The 16,330-nt window shown below is 65.7% G+C and carries 22 protein-coding genes; 11 read left to right on the forward strand and 11 right to left on the reverse strand.

Annotated features, from left to right (window positions below):
• Window positions 1–141: 141 nt before the first annotated feature.
• Together EV644_RS42425 and EV644_RS42430 are read right to left on the reverse strand one after the other, a co-directional pair.
• Window positions 142–405 (reverse strand): hypothetical protein, encoded by a 264-nt coding sequence (locus EV644_RS42425; protein ID WP_132197267.1) that lies wholly within the window; start codon window positions 403–405, stop codon window positions 142–144.
• 267 nt (window positions 406–672) lie between these two features.
• A complete protein-coding gene (locus tag EV644_RS42430; protein WP_132197265.1) occupies window positions 673–1,338 on the reverse strand; it encodes a Type 1 glutamine amidotransferase-like domain-containing protein in 666 nt (221 codons plus the stop codon).
• Between the two features lie 704 nt (window positions 1,339–2,042).
• Here EV644_RS42430 and EV644_RS42435 point away from each other — a divergent pair.
• Together EV644_RS42435 and EV644_RS42440 are read left to right on the forward strand one after the other, a co-directional pair.
• Complete coding sequence (locus tag EV644_RS42435; RefSeq protein WP_132197263.1) at window positions 2,043–2,552, forward strand: hypothetical protein; 510 nt, start codon at window positions 2,043–2,045, stop codon at window positions 2,550–2,552.
• A 267-nt stretch (window positions 2,553–2,819) separates the two neighbouring features.
• On the forward strand, window positions 2,820–3,116 hold the full coding sequence (locus tag EV644_RS42440; protein WP_132197261.1) for a barstar family protein: 297 nt from the start codon (window positions 2,820–2,822) through the stop codon (window positions 3,114–3,116).
• A gap of 351 nt (window positions 3,117–3,467) precedes the next feature.
• Here EV644_RS42440 and EV644_RS42445 read toward each other — a convergent pair whose 3' ends face one another.
• Complete coding sequence (locus EV644_RS42445; RefSeq protein WP_132197273.1) at window positions 3,468–4,268, reverse strand: alpha/beta fold hydrolase; 801 nt, start codon at window positions 4,266–4,268, stop codon at window positions 3,468–3,470.
• Between the two features lie 1,088 nt (window positions 4,269–5,356).
• On the opposite strand from EV644_RS42445, the gene EV644_RS42450 reads away from it, so the two are divergent.
• Window positions 5,357–6,070, forward strand: coding sequence for a Crp/Fnr family transcriptional regulator (locus tag EV644_RS42450; protein ID WP_132197259.1), 714 nt, complete (start codon window positions 5,357–5,359; stop codon window positions 6,068–6,070).
• Window positions 6,071–6,180: 110 nt separating this feature from the next.
• Here EV644_RS42450 and EV644_RS42455 read toward each other — a convergent pair whose 3' ends face one another.
• The 5 genes from EV644_RS42455 to EV644_RS42475 all read right to left on the reverse strand — a co-directional run bounded on the left by EV644_RS42455 (window position 6,181) and on the right by EV644_RS42475 (window position 8,283).
• The gene (locus EV644_RS42455) at window positions 6,181–6,384 is read right to left on the reverse strand and encodes a hypothetical protein (RefSeq protein ID WP_132197257.1); all 204 of its coding nucleotides are present in this window, start codon (window positions 6,382–6,384) and stop codon (window positions 6,181–6,183) included.
• Between the two features lie 47 nt (window positions 6,385–6,431).
• The gene (locus EV644_RS42460) at window positions 6,432–6,965 is read right to left on the reverse strand and encodes a DUF5753 domain-containing protein (protein ID WP_241999426.1); all 534 of its coding nucleotides are present in this window, start codon (window positions 6,963–6,965) and stop codon (window positions 6,432–6,434) included.
• 148 nt (window positions 6,966–7,113) lie between these two features.
• Entirely contained in the window at window positions 7,114–7,632 is a 519-nt protein-coding gene (locus EV644_RS42465) for a DUF6879 family protein (protein ID WP_132197255.1), read from the reverse strand.
• 5 nt (window positions 7,633–7,637) lie between these two features.
• Window positions 7,638–7,832 (reverse strand): hypothetical protein, encoded by a 195-nt coding sequence (locus EV644_RS42470; RefSeq protein WP_132197253.1) that lies wholly within the window; start codon window positions 7,830–7,832, stop codon window positions 7,638–7,640.
• 214 nt (window positions 7,833–8,046) lie between these two features.
• Window positions 8,047–8,283 carry a hypothetical protein gene (locus tag EV644_RS42475; protein ID WP_132197251.1) on the reverse strand — a complete coding sequence of 79 codons (237 nt, stop codon included), beginning with the start codon at window positions 8,281–8,283 and terminating at the stop codon, window positions 8,047–8,049.
• 259 nt (window positions 8,284–8,542) lie between these two features.
• On the opposite strand from EV644_RS42475, the gene EV644_RS42480 reads away from it, so the two are divergent.
• The 3 genes from EV644_RS42480 to EV644_RS45005 all read left to right on the forward strand — a co-directional run bounded on the left by EV644_RS42480 (window position 8,543) and on the right by EV644_RS45005 (window position 10,703).
• The gene (locus EV644_RS42480) at window positions 8,543–9,928 is read left to right on the forward strand and encodes an NsdA family TPR-like regulatory protein (RefSeq protein ID WP_132197249.1); all 1,386 of its coding nucleotides are present in this window, start codon (window positions 8,543–8,545) and stop codon (window positions 9,926–9,928) included.
• Window positions 9,929–9,953: 25 nt separating this feature from the next.
• On the forward strand, window positions 9,954–10,436 hold the full coding sequence (locus EV644_RS42485) for an SAM-dependent methyltransferase (RefSeq protein WP_132197247.1): 483 nt from the start codon (window positions 9,954–9,956) through the stop codon (window positions 10,434–10,436).
• Between the two features lie 108 nt (window positions 10,437–10,544).
• The gene (locus EV644_RS45005) at window positions 10,545–10,703 is read left to right on the forward strand and encodes a hypothetical protein (protein WP_158293104.1); all 159 of its coding nucleotides are present in this window, start codon (window positions 10,545–10,547) and stop codon (window positions 10,701–10,703) included.
• 299 nt (window positions 10,704–11,002) lie between these two features.
• On the opposite strand, the gene EV644_RS42490 is transcribed toward EV644_RS45005, so the two are convergent.
• The 3 genes from EV644_RS42490 to EV644_RS42500 form a co-directional block, all read right to left on the reverse strand.
• Window positions 11,003–11,308, reverse strand: coding sequence for a hypothetical protein (locus EV644_RS42490; RefSeq protein WP_132197245.1), 306 nt, complete (start codon window positions 11,306–11,308; stop codon window positions 11,003–11,005).
• A gap of 132 nt (window positions 11,309–11,440) precedes the next feature.
• On the reverse strand, window positions 11,441–12,145 hold the full coding sequence (locus EV644_RS42495; RefSeq protein WP_132197243.1) for a response regulator transcription factor: 705 nt from the start codon (window positions 12,143–12,145) through the stop codon (window positions 11,441–11,443).
• Between the two features lie 218 nt (window positions 12,146–12,363).
• Entirely contained in the window at window positions 12,364–13,074 is a 711-nt protein-coding gene (locus tag EV644_RS42500; RefSeq protein ID WP_132197241.1) for a prepilin peptidase, read from the reverse strand.
• Window positions 13,075–13,377: 303 nt separating this feature from the next.
• Between EV644_RS42500 and EV644_RS42505 the strand changes: the two genes are divergently transcribed.
• The 5 genes from EV644_RS42505 (at window position 13,378) to cpaB (ending at window position 16,329) form a co-directional block, all read left to right on the forward strand.
• Entirely contained in the window at window positions 13,378–13,563 is a 186-nt protein-coding gene (locus tag EV644_RS42505) for a Flp family type IVb pilin (RefSeq protein ID WP_132197239.1), read from the forward strand.
• 100 nt (window positions 13,564–13,663) lie between these two features.
• Window positions 13,664–13,846, forward strand: a complete 183-nt coding sequence (locus EV644_RS42510) for a Flp family type IVb pilin (protein WP_132197237.1) — start codon at window positions 13,664–13,666, stop codon at window positions 13,844–13,846.
• Window positions 13,847–13,956: 110 nt separating this feature from the next.
• On the forward strand, window positions 13,957–14,379 hold the full coding sequence (locus EV644_RS42515; protein WP_132197235.1) for a TadE/TadG family type IV pilus assembly protein: 423 nt from the start codon (window positions 13,957–13,959) through the stop codon (window positions 14,377–14,379).
• Window positions 14,367–15,476, forward strand: a complete 1,110-nt coding sequence (locus EV644_RS42520; RefSeq protein ID WP_132197233.1) for a pilus assembly protein TadG-related protein — start codon at window positions 14,367–14,369, stop codon at window positions 15,474–15,476. The genes EV644_RS42515 and EV644_RS42520 overlap by 13 nt, the downstream gene beginning before the upstream one ends.
• 25 nt (window positions 15,477–15,501) lie before the next feature.
• A complete protein-coding gene (cpaB, locus tag EV644_RS42525; RefSeq protein WP_132197231.1) occupies window positions 15,502–16,329 on the forward strand; it encodes a Flp pilus assembly protein CpaB in 828 nt (275 codons plus the stop codon).
• The last annotated feature ends 1 nt before the right edge of the window (window position 16,330 follow it).

The raw sequence follows: 16,330 nt of genomic DNA on the forward strand, positions 1-16,330 counted from the left end.
GCCTTACCTCGACGCGCCCAAACCACACCCAAGAAGCAGGAAACAACGGTCACACACCTCTTGACCGACCCCGCACCTTCAGGGATGACCTGCGGTTTCTCCATCGGAGAACCGCCGACCTCCCGCAAATGACCGCAACGTCTATCCGGCGATGTGCAGCAGCGCGGCTTCGGTTCGTCGCGGCGTGATACGCAGCTCGACTTGGACGGGCGGATCTCGGTACCAAGCGCAGCCATCCTGGCGCTCACCCTGGTCGTCATAGCGCAGGCTCAGGACAGCGGCCTGCCAGTGGGCCGCAGCACCAGGCAGGTTCTGCACTACCCATTGCCCAGTGAGGTTGTCTCTGATCCCGTGACCAACTGCCGGTATCGGCGCTTCAGGGTCGAACAAAGCGGTGTACCGCACCAGCCCTCCCCGAATCGATCATGCGGTCCCTTAAGCTCCGAAAGAGTTTCGGTGGGTGACCTGGGCGGCTCCGTCGTGGACGCTGTCCGCGACGTAGAAGGTCTACCTCAAAGCCAGACTCGACGACGCTCGGGGCTGATCGTCCGGCATCGCCGTACGCCGCGCGCCCAACGCGGCATGAGCGGTCAGGCTACGCCGTCGGTCGGTGGTGTGACCCAGCACGATGCACCAGGAGGGGCGCCGGGACACTCCGATAGCAGTCGGCGGCTATGCGGGGAAGGCCTTCCAGTGCCCTTCGGAGATGACCTCGACGGTGCCGTCGGTCACTCTGATGGCGGTCTGGTCGTCGATGGCGTAGGCCGGACCTGCGATGTCGGCGGCCCATCTTTCCGCGTCGGCCATGGTGTTCCCCGGCATGAGCTCGTGGTCCAGGTGCGGGTAGATCGAGAAGTCGACGACCCCAAGCGTGCGGTCGTCCGGTGCAGACGGCCAGTTGACGAAGTCGTCGCCGATCCGCGGTGTCATCACCATGCTGCCGGCGCTCAGCCCTACCCAGACCGTCTCGGGTAGCGACGAGATGACGTCCGACAGCCCTGACTGCCGCATCCAGTGGTACAGGTACGACGTGTCGCCGCCGTCCACCAGCAGCACGTCGGCCTCTCGGACCCACGGCACCCACCGCTCCTCGCCGATGCTGGGCAGCGCGGTGAGTTCTAGGACGCCCACGGATGCCCAGCCCAGGCTGGTCATGAGAAACGGAGGCTCGCCGGTGACGACGCCTCGCACCGATGCGGGCCCTAACATCGGGTGGCCCCAATGTGCCGTGGGGATGCAGAGCGCACGGGACTCGGAGATCGGCTTGCCCAGCAGATCGACCAGCGCATCGCGGATGCTCTCGTTCGTGACGCCTCCGGATGTGAGAAGGAGCTTCACAACGCCTCCCGAGTGGAGTGCGACTGATTCGTGTGACATAGGCACTGCGGACGCGTCATCGCCTGACTCCTTGTCTTGCCCTGTGGCGCCCTCGATTGGCCGCCATTCACCTGTTCTACGAACACTACGTTCCGGATCCGACAACCCATCGTCACGAAGGCTCAAGGGAACATCCGTTCGAATCTAGCGCTTGGCGGCAGATTCCGACAACCGAGGCGGCCACCTCGAACTGACAAGTCTGTCCCAAGCTGACGGCCTAGGGATGACCGCAACCTGGACCGCAACAGCCAGCACCAGCGACCGCCATAGCCCGGTTGGCAGACCTAGCCCCCGACTGCGCAGGCGTAGGCCCCGGTCGCCGCTGTCGAGCTGAAAGCGGAAGGTCGGCGGTTCGAGACCGCCCCTGACCACCCTTCTCACCTGCGGTTTCTCCACAGAAGCCGGTTACGCCAGTACAGCAACGCAGGTATCTGGCAACCAGTTCCGTTGGCCGCGCGAGGTTCTGGCAGGCTGCAGGCATGCAGCCGGTGCCATCAAATAGTCATAGTTGGTTGTTCAACTTGACGGATCCGGATCCTGCCCGGCGGCGGGCAGCGTTGGACCGGCAGGCCGAGCTCATAGCTACGTGGTCCGCCGGGCTCCGGTGGTCAAACACCCTCTGGTACCAAAACGGCCGCAGCTCCGACTTCTCGCATTCACCGAGGTTGACCGCTGAGTACGACCAGGCGGAGGCCATGCAAAGGAACGCCATCGCTCAAACGCTCTACAGCGTTGCCGGGGGGTTCAGCCGAGCGCGCTATCAGGAACTCGACGACTCAGCGTCAGAGTCAGTGCCGTATGCGGTCCTATTCCTCCAGTGGGAAGTCGGCTTTCAGCACGAGTGGCGAACCGCGGCGCCGTGGTCACCGTGGGAGCTGAAAGAGCGCATCCTGCGCGGTTTCATCAAGGCCGGCCCGTTGGGCTGGGACGAAGCCTTGCTCGACCTCGTGATGGCGGCGGTCAATCGCGAGCACTGGTGTGAGGACCGCTGGTACGCGGCTTTGGCGCGACGCCTCGACAGTCCTGAACTCCGGAACCTGCTCGCGGAGGCGGCCGCGTCAACCGATCCGCTCGTGCGGCTGCGAGCCGGATACGTCAGCGCAGTACTCGACGATCGAAGCACGGCGGTTACTGTCGCCAGCTGGAGGCGCTGGCTGGCCGCGACCGACGGCTGAGCATCAAGCCACGACAGCGTCTGGTGCACTCGTCGCCTGATGAGTGCGGTCATTGCAACGTCCGAACTGGAGGCACTGTCGAACTGAAAAGCGGAAGGTCGGCGGTTCGAGACCGCCCCTGACCACCTTCTGACCTGCGGTTTCCTCTAGGAGGAACCCTCCACTGGTCCAGCAACGCTGGCTAACCCATGGACATAACGGTCAAGCCGGTCGAGTGCTGTCTCTTCGACCGATCATGATGTGCCCTCGGCCGGTTACCCTGCTGCGATGACGGACAGCGAGTTGATCGTTGACCTGCGGGGTCGGCCGATCGAGACACTCAACGACTTCTGGGACGCGGTTGCTGAGCCATGCGGACTGCCGGAGTGGCACGGACGAAACCTGGACGCCTGGTCGGACACCATCCATGCCCACGGCATCTCGGAGGTGATCGACAGCCACGACGTCCTGGTCGTGCACGTCGCCCAGCGGGGTCTCTTCGAAGGAAGCCGGCGCGAAGGACAGGCTCTGTCCGACATCTTCGACGGAGAGCAGAACCGACTCGTCGTCCACGCGTTGGCCTGATGAATCCGGCCCACACCCGCTCTAGGTCCAGCGACCGGTCCAGCAACAGCTAGCACCATCAGGCATCGCCGTTCTTCCCCGCGCCATGTCGGGCAACGACCCAGGCCAGCGGGACGAGGGGTCTGTCGAACTGAAAAGCGGGAAGGTCGGCGGTTCGAGACCGCCCCTGACCACCCCTCCCAAGCGTGAATCCGGCCCTCCTGGGCCTACCGCCATTGCCCGTGAGTCCCCCTCAGCGACCATCCCTTGTCGCACGGATGTCCCCACGCGCTGGTGCGCGTCTCTGGGCCTTCACGCGTCCTGCCTTGCAAAGGCGGTTGCGCCGGCCCCGCGTAGCTGAGCGGTAGATCCTCAAGCGTGAGCTCGACCGGTTGAACCCCGTTGGTGACCGGTCGAGCCCGCTTGCACGTTCTCGTTAGGGCACGCGGAGGGCACGGCCGTCTGATCCGTAGTCGAGTTCCTTGACGGGGCCGGTGAAGGTCGACCGGCGCACTGACTGGTTGGCGAGCTGACCCACCTGTGGACGTCGATCAAGGTGGTGCTGGTGGGAAGATGACCGCCCGCGAATTGGTGGCCCTGGGCGGTGGGAATGTTTTCAAGGAGCCACTGTGCGTCGCTCTCGGCGACGTACTCGTCGGCTGTGCCGTACCAGATGCCGACTGGGACACGGATGCTCTGCGGGGAGAAGCCCCACGGCTGAGCGAGAGCAACCTTGTCGTCGTACCAGCCATCGAGACTGTCAGCGAACGTAGCGACCAGCCGAGCCCGCGTGGCTGGGTCGTCCCAAGCCGGGGTACCGGGCGGCGCTCCGGGGTACGCGGGGCCGCCTGCTTCGACTTGGCCCAGGATGTCGGCGCCGAGCTGTGTGAGCTGTCCCCGTAGAACTTCCTCGGGAGGCAGCCTCACAGCCTGCGGGCGAACACCGGAAAGCACGGCACATCGGGTGACGCGGTGCGGCAGGAGCGCCGCACACGCCAGCGCATGCGGACCACCACCCGAACCGCCCACCACCGCGAACCTCTCCCAACGCTGACTGTCCGCGAGTGCCTCGACGTCCCGCACAACATCGGAAACGGTACGTCCTGCCTGCCGGGTCGAGCCGCCGTATCCAGGGCGGTCGGGCATTAGGACTCGCACGCCGCTATGTTCCATCGCTGCGATCTGGTCGGGCCGCCGCAACCGGGTGCTCGGAGTTCCATACAGTTCGATCACCGGCACCCCATCGACGGGGCCGTACAGGCAGAACCAGAGGGTGCGCCCATCCACGCTGATTTGGTCATCCACCTACACATCCAACCGCATACTCAGCGACCACCGAACATGCTGTAAGTCCCTCCGGAACTCGACATCTAGTTGCCGCCAGCGCCTTCTGTCCCTGCGTCTTCCCGTCTGCCGTTCAGCCCACGCGTAGCGCGATCGGGAGGCGGCGGAGGGGCCAAGGTGGAGCGCCCCTCTGGACGAACGACCTTGGCCTCCCTGGTGGCTCCTGATAGGTCCTGACTGGGCTGAGCGGCAGGCGGGAAGACGCACCCCGAACTCCCTCCGCCTAATCGGCTGTACAGCCAGCGAAGAGCAGGCGGCAACGGTGCTCCTACCCTCGACTGCACTGTGGCGAGTTGCGGCTCAAGCTCCTCGTCTGACAGGGCGATAGCGGGCACCCAGTGCCGAAGGAACGCTTCGGCCACTTGGCAGATTTCCTCGGTCTGCGCCGGGAGTGCGATGAGATCCCGAATCGTTAGCGACACTTTCGAACTTCCCCGGCAGTCCGCGTTGATCCTTGCATAGCAGGGTAGCGAGATGTCCGCTCATCGGCCGCATGGGGGACCGAGAATCCACGCCGTCATGTCAGGTGAATAGTCGACGCCTTGGCCCCCGTACGCCCCCGGAGGCAACGGATCCCGCCTGATGGCGACGACCCGGCCGTCGAGGACATAGACGGCGGGCCCGGATCCAGGGGCGGCAGACCGGGGTCCCTGTTCGCGGTCCTCGGGTTGAGCGTCTGCAGCGATGGGCGCGATCGGCAGGGCTGCGCTGAGGAGAACCGCCGACACTGCCGCGGTGGTCGTTCGCCAGATGGAGTGTGGCTTCCGATTCATGATTGTCACCTTCTCTACAAGGCGGATCCGGTCTACAAGGCGGATCCGGCGAGAACAACCCATCCAGGATGCTCCCGGCAACGGGCTGCGTCCGCCTCAAATGAGGCACAGCGAACGGGGCATCTGCGGCACTAGGCTGGATGGATGGCAAGCGGGGAGGTGGTGGACCACCGCTCGTTTCTCGGCAGGCTCGAACCGGCTGACCGAGCGTTCCTGCTTCGGCTCGGTCATCCGAAACGCTTCCGCAAAGGAGCGAGGATCATCGTCCAGGGTGACCACAGTGACACCGTCTTCCTCACTCTTTCGGGCCTGGTCAAGGTCACCCTGGACACGCCGGATGGTCGCGAGATCGTGCTGGCCGTCCTGGGGGCGGGCGACCTTCTGGGCGAGTTCGAGGTGATCGACGGAAGGCCGCAACGCTCAGCGAGCAATGTCGCTGTGCTGCCCGTCGAGTGCCGCGTGATCCCCGGCGACGAGTTCATGGCGTCCCTCGAGACGCATCCGCAAATGTTGCTGGTGATGGTGCGTGTCATCATCGGCCGGTTGCAGGCGGCCGATCGCCGTCGCGAGGCCTCAGCTTCGATGGGAGTCTCGCGCAGCCTCGCCGGTTTCCTGGTCGAGCTGGTGGACCGCTACGGCACATCCGACGGATCAGTGATCGACATCAGCATCCATCTGACTCAGGAGGAGTTGGCCAGCCTGATGTCCACTTCGCGCGACTCTGCCGTTCGTGGACTCAGCACGTTGCGGACCAAGGGGCTGATCGCAACCCGCCGGCGCCAGATCGTGGTGACCGACCTTGACGGACTACGACGCTACGCATCAGCGACGGCGCCGGCGCCGGCGCGTGACGATTGACTCTGGCCGGCCGACTCCGTGGCCGACCATTCCCTGCCCGAGTCACTCGCCGCCGACCCCCAGCGTCTCGGGCTCAGCGACGCAACTGCCGGTCGCGGACGCTCCGGCGCTTAGTCATCCAGCCACTCCGCGCCGGTGGTGTCTCGGTGGTAGCCCTGGTGATGGTCCTTGCAGCAGCGGCGGCCCGTCATCGGGTTCTCACCGTCGCAGTGTTCCGCGGGGCGGAGCATGGGCCAGCCCGTCGCAGTGCGGTGGTCGTCATCTGGGTGGTCGCTCCGCTCCACCCCGAACGACGAGTTCCCCGTTGTTGTCATGCGTCAACGCTAGGAATCGCGCCAGCGTGGGGGCTACGTTGTTGCACTTAGTTGCTGGCGTTCATCTCGGTTTGCGCTCGGATGATCAGAGCGCGGGCCTCCGGCCCATAGACCGCGGACTGGCGGAGCAGCTCGAACATGCGGACGTAGAGACGGATCTCCTGCGGCTGGGTTATTTCGATGCTTGCAGTAGGTGTCTCGAGTGTGACCAGCTTGTCGTCGAAGATCCAGAAGCCGGCCGAGCCCACGCCCTGTCGCTCGATCATGGCCGGCACGATCCCAATCGCGACGTTCGGAAGGCTCATCAACGAGAGCAGTCGGTCGAGCTGGCCGACCATGGTCTCTGCGGTGCCGAACCAGGTGCGTAGGGCGCTCTCCTCCAGGACGACGGTGTACTTTCGCCGGCCTTCGTAGAGGATGGTCTGGCGTTCCAGACGAGCCGCGATTGCTTCGTCTATGTCGTTCTTGGTGTTGAGAAATCGCATCCAGAACGTGAGCATCGCGCGGATGTAGTCTGCTGTCTGGAACAGTCCGGGGATGACGTTGTGCGCACGCTGCGCACCAAGCCCGAATGTCGGCATCGGTAGGAGGTTGGACGCCGTGTTCTAGCTTGCCGATGCGCGTGAAATGCCAGCCGGTCGCGGCGGCAAGCTCGCGACCGGTCAGGCCTGCATCTTGCGCAGATTCCGAAGGCGTAGCCCAAGGGCTTCCTGGACCTTTCGGGCTGAGCTATTCGGGTTTGTACTCACTGTAGGGAATCGTAAGAGGCCATGCCTGGTCGAATGCCTTGCGGCACATCTCGACGGTCGCCGGGTTCGTCGTGGTGGTCAACGCGTTGTTCAGTCCTGCGCCGGAGTAGTGCAGAAACACGACCCTCTCGTCGTCGAACAGGTAGTAGTCGTTGCCAGGGAAGCAGAGTTCTGAGACCCGGCGCCTTGGCACGAACCGCACATCTTCGCCGGCCTCGACAATCGGATGACCGATAGCGAGCGTCCACCGCTGGTAGTCGCTCAGAGGCTCCGAGACGATACGAGCGCGTTGTACGGTCCTCCCGGCGGCGATGTGGCCGCGCAACGTCGTACACCAGTCCTGAAGCCACTCAAGATCGTCCTGTTCACCGGCCGCCCACTGGGCCATGTGGGGCAGTTCGACTTCGGTGCCGTACGCGTCGCGGGTCTCCAGATGGATGGAGCTGCGCTTGAACGTCTTCAGCAGCTCCTGGAACTCGTCGTCGGTGATCTCTTCCACGAGACCTACTTGAAGATCTGGATCATGCGGTCCGGGATCTCCACGGCGGTCTCACCGTCCGGAAGGTTGAGCTTCGCCAAAGCATCAGGGTCGTCGACCACCCAGCCCTGTACGACCCAGCTACCGCGATCAGTCTTGTAGAGCGTGGGCGAGTTGGTGGGCTGGGACTCCGGGTCTCCTGCTACGAGCGTGAGTTGCATGATGACTCCCCTGCATCGGTCGTTGCATGAACTTGCCCTGTCGAGTCTGGGATTACGCGTTGTTGCCTGTCATTGGTGTTGCGGGAAGTTGCGCGAGCCAGCCTCTCATCAAAGGCCCACAGGCGGTCGGATGGTGGCGTGACCGAGCATTGGCCAGCGTGCACACTCGGACGCTTCGAGTCGCCACATGGTGTTCTCCTGATGAGTTGAGGGTTCAGAGCACGGTCAACGGCCAGAGCCGCTGCTCGGGCGGAATCGGTGGGTGATCAGGGACATTGTCCGGATCAGTGAGAGCTGTGGGCGGTAAGGGCTCATTCGTGATGCGCAGCCCGGCGAATCGATTGCCCATCGCGGCGGCGTACCGATCGGCGAGCGGCCTCTCGGCCACGTAGGTAGCGATCACGTGGGCGCCGAACCAGACCTGCACTCTGCAGCGCTCGAGGACCGTCATCGACGGCCTCGCAGATCGCGCACCACGTCGATCACCATCGCCACAGCCAAGACCGCGGCAACCAAGGTCAGCACCCGCATCTGTGTATTCAAGACAGCTCTCACCACCACTTCTTCCGCCCAGTCCGCGACCGCCGGATTCCCGACACGTCGAGCGAACCATCGGTTACGGTGAGTTGGTACCTGTGGCACTGGTCCGGTGTGGTGAAAGCGGTGAACGGCAAGCCTGATCGGCTGTTCACCGAGGGGAGGCATCTGTCGTGTCGAGAACCCGGCAACGAAACGAGAAACTCGCGGCTGCGATCGCGGAGGCCGGCTGGTCGCATGCCCAACTGGCGCTCGCCTTCGGGCGCGTCGCCATGGAAAGGCGGTCTGAAGACCAGGCTGGCGTCGGGCGATCACACGTCTCTCACTGGGTGGCCGGCGCCAGGCCGTCCGGCGCCGCGCCCGACATCCTCGTCGAGACGTTGTCTCGGCGTCTCGGGCGGACAGTCACGGCCGATGAGATCGGCCTCACACCGTTGGTCTCGTCACCGATACTCGACTGGAATGCCGATACGCTGACGGCGCTGGTCGATCTCGGGAGAAGCACCTTGGATGTCGAGCGCAGGTCGGTACTGCGGGCGGGCGGCTACTCGGTGGCCGCACTGACATTGCCAGACCAGGCCTGGTGGGATCAGCTGAGCGACCGAACCTCCAGGCAGCACAGTGGACGGCTGGTCGGCGCAGGAGACCTCGACGCTGTTCGGGAGACGGTTCAGCTGTTCACCCGGATCGATCAGCGCCGAGGCGGAGGGCATGCTCGCGCGGCCGTCGTCCAGTATCTGACCTCCGACGTTGCCGGTTACCTGCGTGCTTCCTACACCGACGACGGTGTACGCCAAGGGATGTTCTCCACTGCCGGGGAACTCGCCTATCTCGTCGGCTGGATGGCGTTCGACAACTCCGAACATGCGATTGCCCAGCGGTACTTGGCCGTTGCGGTAAAACTGGCCGCAGAAGCCAACGACGCACCACTCGCCGCTCACATCCTGCGGGCGATGGCACACCAGGCCGTGGATCTCGGGCACCACCGGCAGGCGGTCCGGATAGCCGAGGCGTCGCTGGAAGACCGTCGTTACGATTACGCGAGCCATCGCGAACGCTCCCTGATCGGTGTCGTCCACGCACGGGCGCTAGCGGTCGATGGGCAACGACTGGCCGCCACCCGGGCACTACTTCGTGCCGAGAGGGACCTTGCCTCCGCAACAGCCGGCGATGACGAACCTGGCCGCGTGTTCTTCTTCGGCGAAGCGAGCCTGGCCCACGAGAGCGCGTGCACGTTGCGCGACATGGGCGACCTCGCGTCAGCGACCAAAGAGTTCCAGCGCAGCGTCCGTACCCGCAAGACAGCCACGTTCACTCGCACCCACGCGGTGACCCTTGGCTATCTAGGCGCAGTACAGGCTCGTAGCGGGAGTATCGAGGAGGCCTGCGGCACGTGGTCGGAAGCTCTCGACGTCATGGACGGAATCCATTCCGGTCGGGCTCGCCAGGCTGTGCGCGACATGCGCTCCGGCCTCTCGGTCTATCGAGCCAAAGGCATCCACTCGGTCACCGAACTCGATGGTCGAGCAGCCAGATACCTCGCCGCGGTCGATCGCTGACGGCGCCTTACTCTCAAGGGAAACTATGACGGGCCAGTCGATCACTCTCCAGCCAGTCGCCCATGTCATCGGCGGCCGGGTCGAGCCCACCGACGACTACTGGGGTGGCACCCAAGCGATCATCCGCATCAACGGCTCCCTCTTCAGCACGGACTCCACCAAGGGTCTCGAAGAGTTCTCACACCTCGAAGTGGTCTTCCACTTTCATCTGACCGACAAGTCTGACCTTCCGCTCGGGGCCCGCCGTCCTCGCGACAACCCCGACTGGCCAGAGGTAGGCACCTTCGGCCACCGCAACATGCGCCGCCTCAACTGGCTGGGAGTCTCCCGCTGCCGCCTCCTCAAAGTCGACGGCCTGGACCTACACGTCGAAGACTTGGACGCGGTCGACGGCACCCCTGTCCTCGACATCAAACCCTGGTTCACCGACTTCGGCCCCCGCGGCCTCGTCCACCAACCCACCTGGCCCACCGAAATGCTCAGCAACTACTTCGCCCCGCGCGACTAGCCAGGCTTAGGGCGGGCCGACATCTGGCCGACCCCGATCACCCGTGAGCCGATCGGGGACGGCCGGCCCTTCCTCGGCGGATCGCCCCGGCAGATCGCCGAGGACCTGATGGCCGCCCGCGAGAGTGGTGTCACCCAGGTGTACCTCGCCGGCGGCCAGGGCCTCGGGCTCGACGTGGGCCTGAAGGCCGCCGACGTGGACCAATGGCTCGGGCTGCTCGGTGAGGTGATCGAGGCGGCGGGCCGCCTCGGCGTCCTCGCGCCGTGAGGATCAGCGAGCAGCGGGCGCCGGCGCCCACCGGGCAGGAGCACCGGGACCTCCCACAGATCACCTGAACACCGGCATGACTGGACCCGGACGGCCCACCCGACCGTCCTCCCAGCCACTGCCCCCCGGGCACCCGCCCCGTCCGCACGCTGCCTCAAACCTCGCGCGGTGGAGCAGCCTCCGGCGGCTCCACCTCGCAGCAGCATGCCCCAACCCAACGGCGAACGTCACCGACCACCCGTGGGACCGTTGAAAACCACAGTCAACAACACTCTCAGGCGTGACGGCGGACGCTCTTCCTAGTCAGCCAGCCGGATCTGTACGACGCTGTCGGCGGGAGTCAACGCCGCCAAGTCCGGCGCAACACCGCCCCGGCGAGCTATCAGGGCGGCAACGGTTTCGGCGAAGCCCTCGAAGTCGTCGGTGATCGTAAGAGACTCGCCGCAGACATGATCGATCTCGACAGTCAGCACGCGCTCATCGTTGGGCGGGACTTCCAACACATAGATGCTGGCGTCCGTGATCTGGGGCCACGAAAACCCGTAGGTGTTCCCGGACTGCGTTATCCAGAGGCCGGCTTCGTCGGCCACCACTCGTGCGGTCACGCTCGCACTGTAGCGAAGGCCGATCACATTGCGCTCTGCCCCGAGGGTTCTTCGTCTCACGGTCGGACGATCTACCGACGGAGGTACGGCGGACCACCCCGGCCGGCGTCCGCGGACGCCGGGTGCTGGTGCCTAGGCCGAGGCCGAGGCCGGAAGCATCGGCGTGATCAGGCCCAGCCCGAGAGCGATCATGATCGCGTTCGCGCGATTGACGGCGCCCAGCTTCTCGTACACGCGGGAAACATAGGTCTTGGCCGTCGAGAGACTGACAAACATCGCGCCGGCAATCTCAGGCACAGAACGACCCGTGGCCAGGAGAGACAGGACCTCTTGCTCGCGCGGACTGAGCGCCAGACCAACCGCCACCGGACCACTGACAGACTGCCCACCGACGGGCTGTACGCCGGCGACCTGGCCGCGACGGGCCAACGCGTGCATCAGGCCGGTCGCGGTGAAGGAAGCGGCCGCCACGGCGGCGTGCCGGATCGCCCCGAGAACTTCGGTGTTCGGGGCGGTCTTGTCGACGAAAGCGGAGACGCCGGTCTCGAGCGCCCTGAACAGTACGTCGTCCTCCGCCTGGGCCGTGAGTACGACGATGCCGAGCTCGGCGTGCCGGTCGCGGAGTTCACGGGCGAGCTGGAAGCCGTCCGCGTCAGGCAGAGCGACATCCAGGACCACGACGTCCGGCCGGGCGGACTCGACCAGTGCCGGCGCCTCCGCGGCGACGCCGCATTCGCCGACGACGGTGATGTCGGCGTCAATGCTGACGAGCCTCATCAGTCCGTACCTGGTCAGTGTGTGGCCGTCGATGACGACGACTTTGATCGAGCTCTGCATTGCTTGCCCCCGCTGGACTCTTCTCTGGCCCCCAGCCGAAGATGAATAGATGTCACTTACTGAACCAATGATCGGCATCCACCTACAGCCCGTTACGGAATTCGGATGGGTGCTTCTCGCCGAAACAATTGAACACTTGGTGACAAAGTTCCAGAACGCCGGCGATGGGCGCACCCACGACGACCGCCGCGTGCCCAAGTACGGCGGGACTCCACCCATCACGCGACGGCCAGGATGGCCACCAGTGCGCCGCCGAGCATGAACGGGCCGAAGCTCATGCTGTGCTGGAGCGTGATCCGGCGTGCGATCAGCAGCACGAGGCTCACGACACCCATCAGGACGAAGCCCAGGGACGCCCCGACGAGCAGAGTCGGCCAGCCCAGCCAGCCGAGCGCGATGCCGATTCCGCCGGCGAGCTTGGCGTCCCCGCCACCGAGCTGCCCCCGGCTCAACACCGCCAGTACCAGGTAACCGCCACCGAGCACCAGCCCGCCCAGCAGTGCGCGCAGCAGGTACGACGGATGCCCGTCCACCGCCGTCGCGAGTCCGAACAGCGCAATCAGACCCGGGTACAGCAGCAGAGTCAACCGGTTGGGTAACCGCTGCACCGCGATGTCGATGGCGGCCAACGCGACCCCCAGCGCGCCGATGAAGGCGAACGCGGCCGCATCCGGAAGACCGGCGAACCGCCACAGCAGCAGGGCAACCACCGCAGCGGTCACCAGCTCGAGGACGAACGGAACACCGAACCAGCCACGACACTGCGTACACCGGATCGCGAAACGTCCGCCGACCCCTGTCCCGCAGCGCGCGCAGCTGGTGGGGGCGGGCTCGCCGGAAGCTACCGACAGCCGGAAGACCGTGCTGCGCAGCAGCAGTCCGGCAACGAAGCCAATGATGCCCCCGGCAACTGCCCACGCGATGTCCATGCCCGCCAAGGTACGACGCACCTGGCGTGCGAAGGAACCACGTCACCGCAGAACCGACCGACCGGAGCCGCGAAGCCGGCTGACCGGCCGACGGTGTCAGCCGAACGACCGACAGACCTGTCATCTCCTGTCGGTCGGTCGGCGGGTGGACTCCGCCGTTGTCGGTCGATCGTCCCTCGCTATCCGGCCGGTTGACCGATGCCTGGCCAGGCCGGCGATCCCGCACTGTTTCGGTACCGATCGGCAGGTCGCCGTTCGATCAACGGGTGGGTCCCGCACTCGCCGCCAACTGAAGGAGTTCCCATGCTCAACAACCTGCTCACTTATGTGCAGACCGCCGTCCAGCAGGCGCGTCGCGACGAGCGTGGCGCCACCATGATCGAGTACGGCCTGATGGTCGCGCTGATCGCCATGATCGTGGTTCCCGCGCTGCTGATCCTCGGTCCGGCCATCGTCGCCCTGTTCAACGACGTCGCCACCAACCTCTGACCGATCGAACGATCTGCCGATCTCCTCCGTTCGATCGCGAGGGGTGGTGCGGCTCGGCCGGACGGCCGGGCCGCCACCGCCTCGCCAGGTTGGAGTTCCGATGCTCAATCTCGCGGGGTTCGTCAAAACCCTTGCCGGCAAGGTGATGCGCGACGATCGCGGCGCGACCCTGATCGAGTACGGCCTGGTGGCAGCGCTGATCGTACTCGTCGTCGTACCGACTGTCATCATCCTCGGCCCCTTGGTCGCCGCGTTGTACACCGGCGTCATCGGGGCCTTCTGATCGATCTTCACCAACCGGGAGAGCTCATGTATCCGAGACGAGGGAGTCGCGGCGGGGAAACTCACCACGGCCACGTATCTCGCATCCGGCCCGCGGCATGGGTACGCCGCATGCTGCCCTCGTCGGTACATGGGGGCAGCGGCGCGGACCGCGGCGCCACCGCTGTCGAGTTCGCGCTTCTGCTTCCCCTGCTGCTGCTGATCGTGATGGGCATCATCGACTTCGGCCGGATACTCAACGCACAGCAGACGCTCACCCAGGCCGCGCGCGAAGGCGCTCGACTCGTCGCACTCGGACAGCCGAACGTGGCCGGTCGCACGCAGGCCGCCGCAACCGGGCTGAGCCCCGTCGGGGTGTCGATCCAGTCGGCCTGCCCGGTCGGCGCCGGCCCAGGCATCAACGGCGCCGTGCAAACCAGCTTTACCTTCCAGTTCACGCCGGGCCTCGGATATCTCGTCGGCTTCTTCGGCGGCACCGGCCTAAGCGGCCAGACCACGTTGTCCGCCCAGGGAGTCATGCCATGCGAAACCTGATCCCACCGTTCGTCCGTCCGATGATGCGGCTGCTCGGCGCCGACGACCGAGGTGCCTTCGGGGTCCTGGTCGGGATGCTGCTCGCGACCGGCGTACTGCTCGGCATGGCCGCTCTGACCGTCGATGTCGGGCAGCTGTACCAGGAGCGTGCCGAGCTGCAGAACGGCGCCGACGCCGGCTCGCTCGCCGTCGCCAAGAGCTGCGTCGCCGGCGCGGCCTGCGCACCCGGTACGGCGGCCACCTACGCGAACCTCAACGCCAAAGACGGCGTGTCGGCGGTGACCCTGGTCTGCGGCCACGACCTGAAAGGTGGTCTGCCGGGATGCCCCGGGTCCACGGGAACCATGGTCGACTGCCCGAGCGCACCGGCAGCCGGGACGAACTATGTCGACGTGCACACCGCCACGAGGACATCGGGAGGCTCCTCGCTGTTGCCGCCGGTGTTCGCCCGCGCGTTGACCGGAAACGCCGGCTACCAAGGCAGTACGGTCCACGCCTGCGCTCGCGCGATGTGGGGACCGGCCGTCAAGAGCTCGCAATCGCTGGCGATGACGCTCTCGCTGTGCGCCTGGACCCAGGCAACGGGCGGCACTCCTCCTACCTTCGGCGTCGACACGATGATCTTCGTGCGAGACGCACCCAGCGCGCCCACGTGTGCGGGCCTCAGCACACCCGGTGAGTTCGGCTGGCTGAACGACATCGGCGGGTGCACAGCGGCGATCGACCTCACGCAGAGCGGATACGCCGCGGGGAGCGATCCGGGCAAGAACATCACCAAGGCGTGTCAGGACGCGTTGACGTCGTACGTCGCGAGCGGGACACCGATCTTCTTCCCGATCTTCGACACGTCGACCGGTTCGGGCAGCGGCGCCACCTATCACCTGGTCGGACTGGCCGCCTTCATCCTCACCGGCTACGCGAACATGAACCCCCTCAAGGACGACATCCCGTCGCCGTTCACGAAGGATTCGTGCCCGAACGGGGCAACCACCCCGTCCTGCATCTACGGACATTTCACGCAGGCCCTGGTGCCTGTGTCCACCACCGTCGGCACCGGCACGTACTTCGGCGCCACGGCCGTCCAGCTCGCCGGCTAGTACCGCCAGCAGAAGAGAGAGAACCATGAAACGTCGAGTTTTGACCATCGTGCTGGCGGTCGCACTGGCCGTCCTCGGGACAGGTGCCGTGCTGGTGTACGTCGATCGCGCGGACGCCCGCGCGGTCGCCGGACAGCAAGCGGTGACCGTCCTCGTCGTAGGCAAGGCGATTCCGTCCGGAACCTCCGCCGCTGACGCGAAGGCATCACTGCACAAGGAGACATTGCCGGCATCGTCGGTGTCGTCGGACGCCGTCACGGAGATCACGCCGGCGCAGGAGTCCCTCGTCACCTCGTCCGACCTCAGCCCGGGCCAGCTGGTCCTGAAGTCGATGCTGGTGACCGCCGCACAGGCCACCGGCGGACTGGCGATTCCCGAAGGCAAGGTGGCTGTCACCATCACGCTCTGCAGCCCGGAAGTGGTTGCCGGCAACGTGAAGGCCGGGTCGGACGTCGCCGTCTTCGGTACGGTCGTCGCCGGCAGCACCGGCGATGTCAGCGCGCAGCCGAACTGCACCGGCCAGCACAAGCAACAGGGCGGCGGCAAGGCCGTCGCCAAAACCGCGGTCGTCATCCCGAAGGTGCGTGTGATCGCGATCGGGCCGGCCACGTCCACTGCACCGCAAGACGATGCCAAGACGAGCGACAGCTCGTTCTCGCAGGGCGCCGCATCGGCGCAGAACGACCTGACGCTGGTGACCTTCGCCGCGAATCAGATCGACGCCGAGCGCCTGATCCAGCTGTCCCAGACCTCGCTGCCGTACCTGGCACTGCTCGGCCCGTCCGCCCAGGTCAAGGTCCAAGACCACAACGAGCCGCTGTTCCCGGTGGCGCCGAAGACCACCAAGAAGTGAG

It is taken from the genome of Kribbella orskensis (genome assembly GCF_004342085.1).
GTDB classification, from domain to species: Bacteria; Actinomycetota; Actinomycetes; order Propionibacteriales; family Kribbellaceae; genus Kribbella; species Kribbella orskensis.

Coding starts and splice junctions, on each gene's coding strand:
- EV644_RS42440 (WP_132197261.1), top strand. CDS start 2,820: ATGACGGACAGCGAGTTGATCGTTGACCTGCGGGGTCGGCCGATCGAG.
- EV644_RS42445 (WP_132197273.1), bottom strand. CDS start 4,268: ATGGAACATAGCGGCGTGCGAGTCCTAATGCCCGACCGCCCTGGATAC.
- EV644_RS42450 (WP_132197259.1), top strand. CDS start 5,357: ATGGCAAGCGGGGAGGTGGTGGACCACCGCTCGTTTCTCGGCAGGCTC.
- EV644_RS42455 (WP_132197257.1), bottom strand. CDS start 6,384: ATGACAACAACGGGGAACTCGTCGTTCGGGGTGGAGCGGAGCGACCAC.
- EV644_RS42460 (WP_241999426.1), bottom strand. CDS start 6,965: ATGCCGACATTCGGGCTTGGTGCGCAGCGTGCGCACAACGTCATCCCC.
- EV644_RS42470 (WP_132197253.1), bottom strand. CDS start 7,832: ATGCAACTCACGCTCGTAGCAGGAGACCCGGAGTCCCAGCCCACCAAC.
- EV644_RS42475 (WP_132197251.1), bottom strand. CDS start 8,283: ATGACGGTCCTCGAGCGCTGCAGAGTGCAGGTCTGGTTCGGCGCCCAC.
- EV644_RS42485 (WP_132197247.1), top strand. CDS start 9,954: ATGACGGGCCAGTCGATCACTCTCCAGCCAGTCGCCCATGTCATCGGC.
- EV644_RS45005 (WP_158293104.1), top strand. CDS start 10,545: ATGGCCGCCCGCGAGAGTGGTGTCACCCAGGTGTACCTCGCCGGCGGC.
- EV644_RS42495 (WP_132197243.1), bottom strand. CDS start 12,145: ATGCAGAGCTCGATCAAAGTCGTCGTCATCGACGGCCACACACTGACC.
- EV644_RS42500 (WP_132197241.1), bottom strand. CDS start 13,074: ATGGACATCGCGTGGGCAGTTGCCGGGGGCATCATTGGCTTCGTTGCC.
- EV644_RS42505 (WP_132197239.1), top strand. CDS start 13,378: ATGCTCAACAACCTGCTCACTTATGTGCAGACCGCCGTCCAGCAGGCG.
- EV644_RS42510 (WP_132197237.1), top strand. CDS start 13,664: ATGCTCAATCTCGCGGGGTTCGTCAAAACCCTTGCCGGCAAGGTGATG.
- EV644_RS42515 (WP_132197235.1), top strand. CDS start 13,957: ATGCTGCCCTCGTCGGTACATGGGGGCAGCGGCGCGGACCGCGGCGCC.
- EV644_RS42520 (WP_132197233.1), top strand. CDS start 14,367: ATGCGAAACCTGATCCCACCGTTCGTCCGTCCGATGATGCGGCTGCTC.
- cpaB (WP_132197231.1), top strand. CDS start 15,502: ATGAAACGTCGAGTTTTGACCATCGTGCTGGCGGTCGCACTGGCCGTC.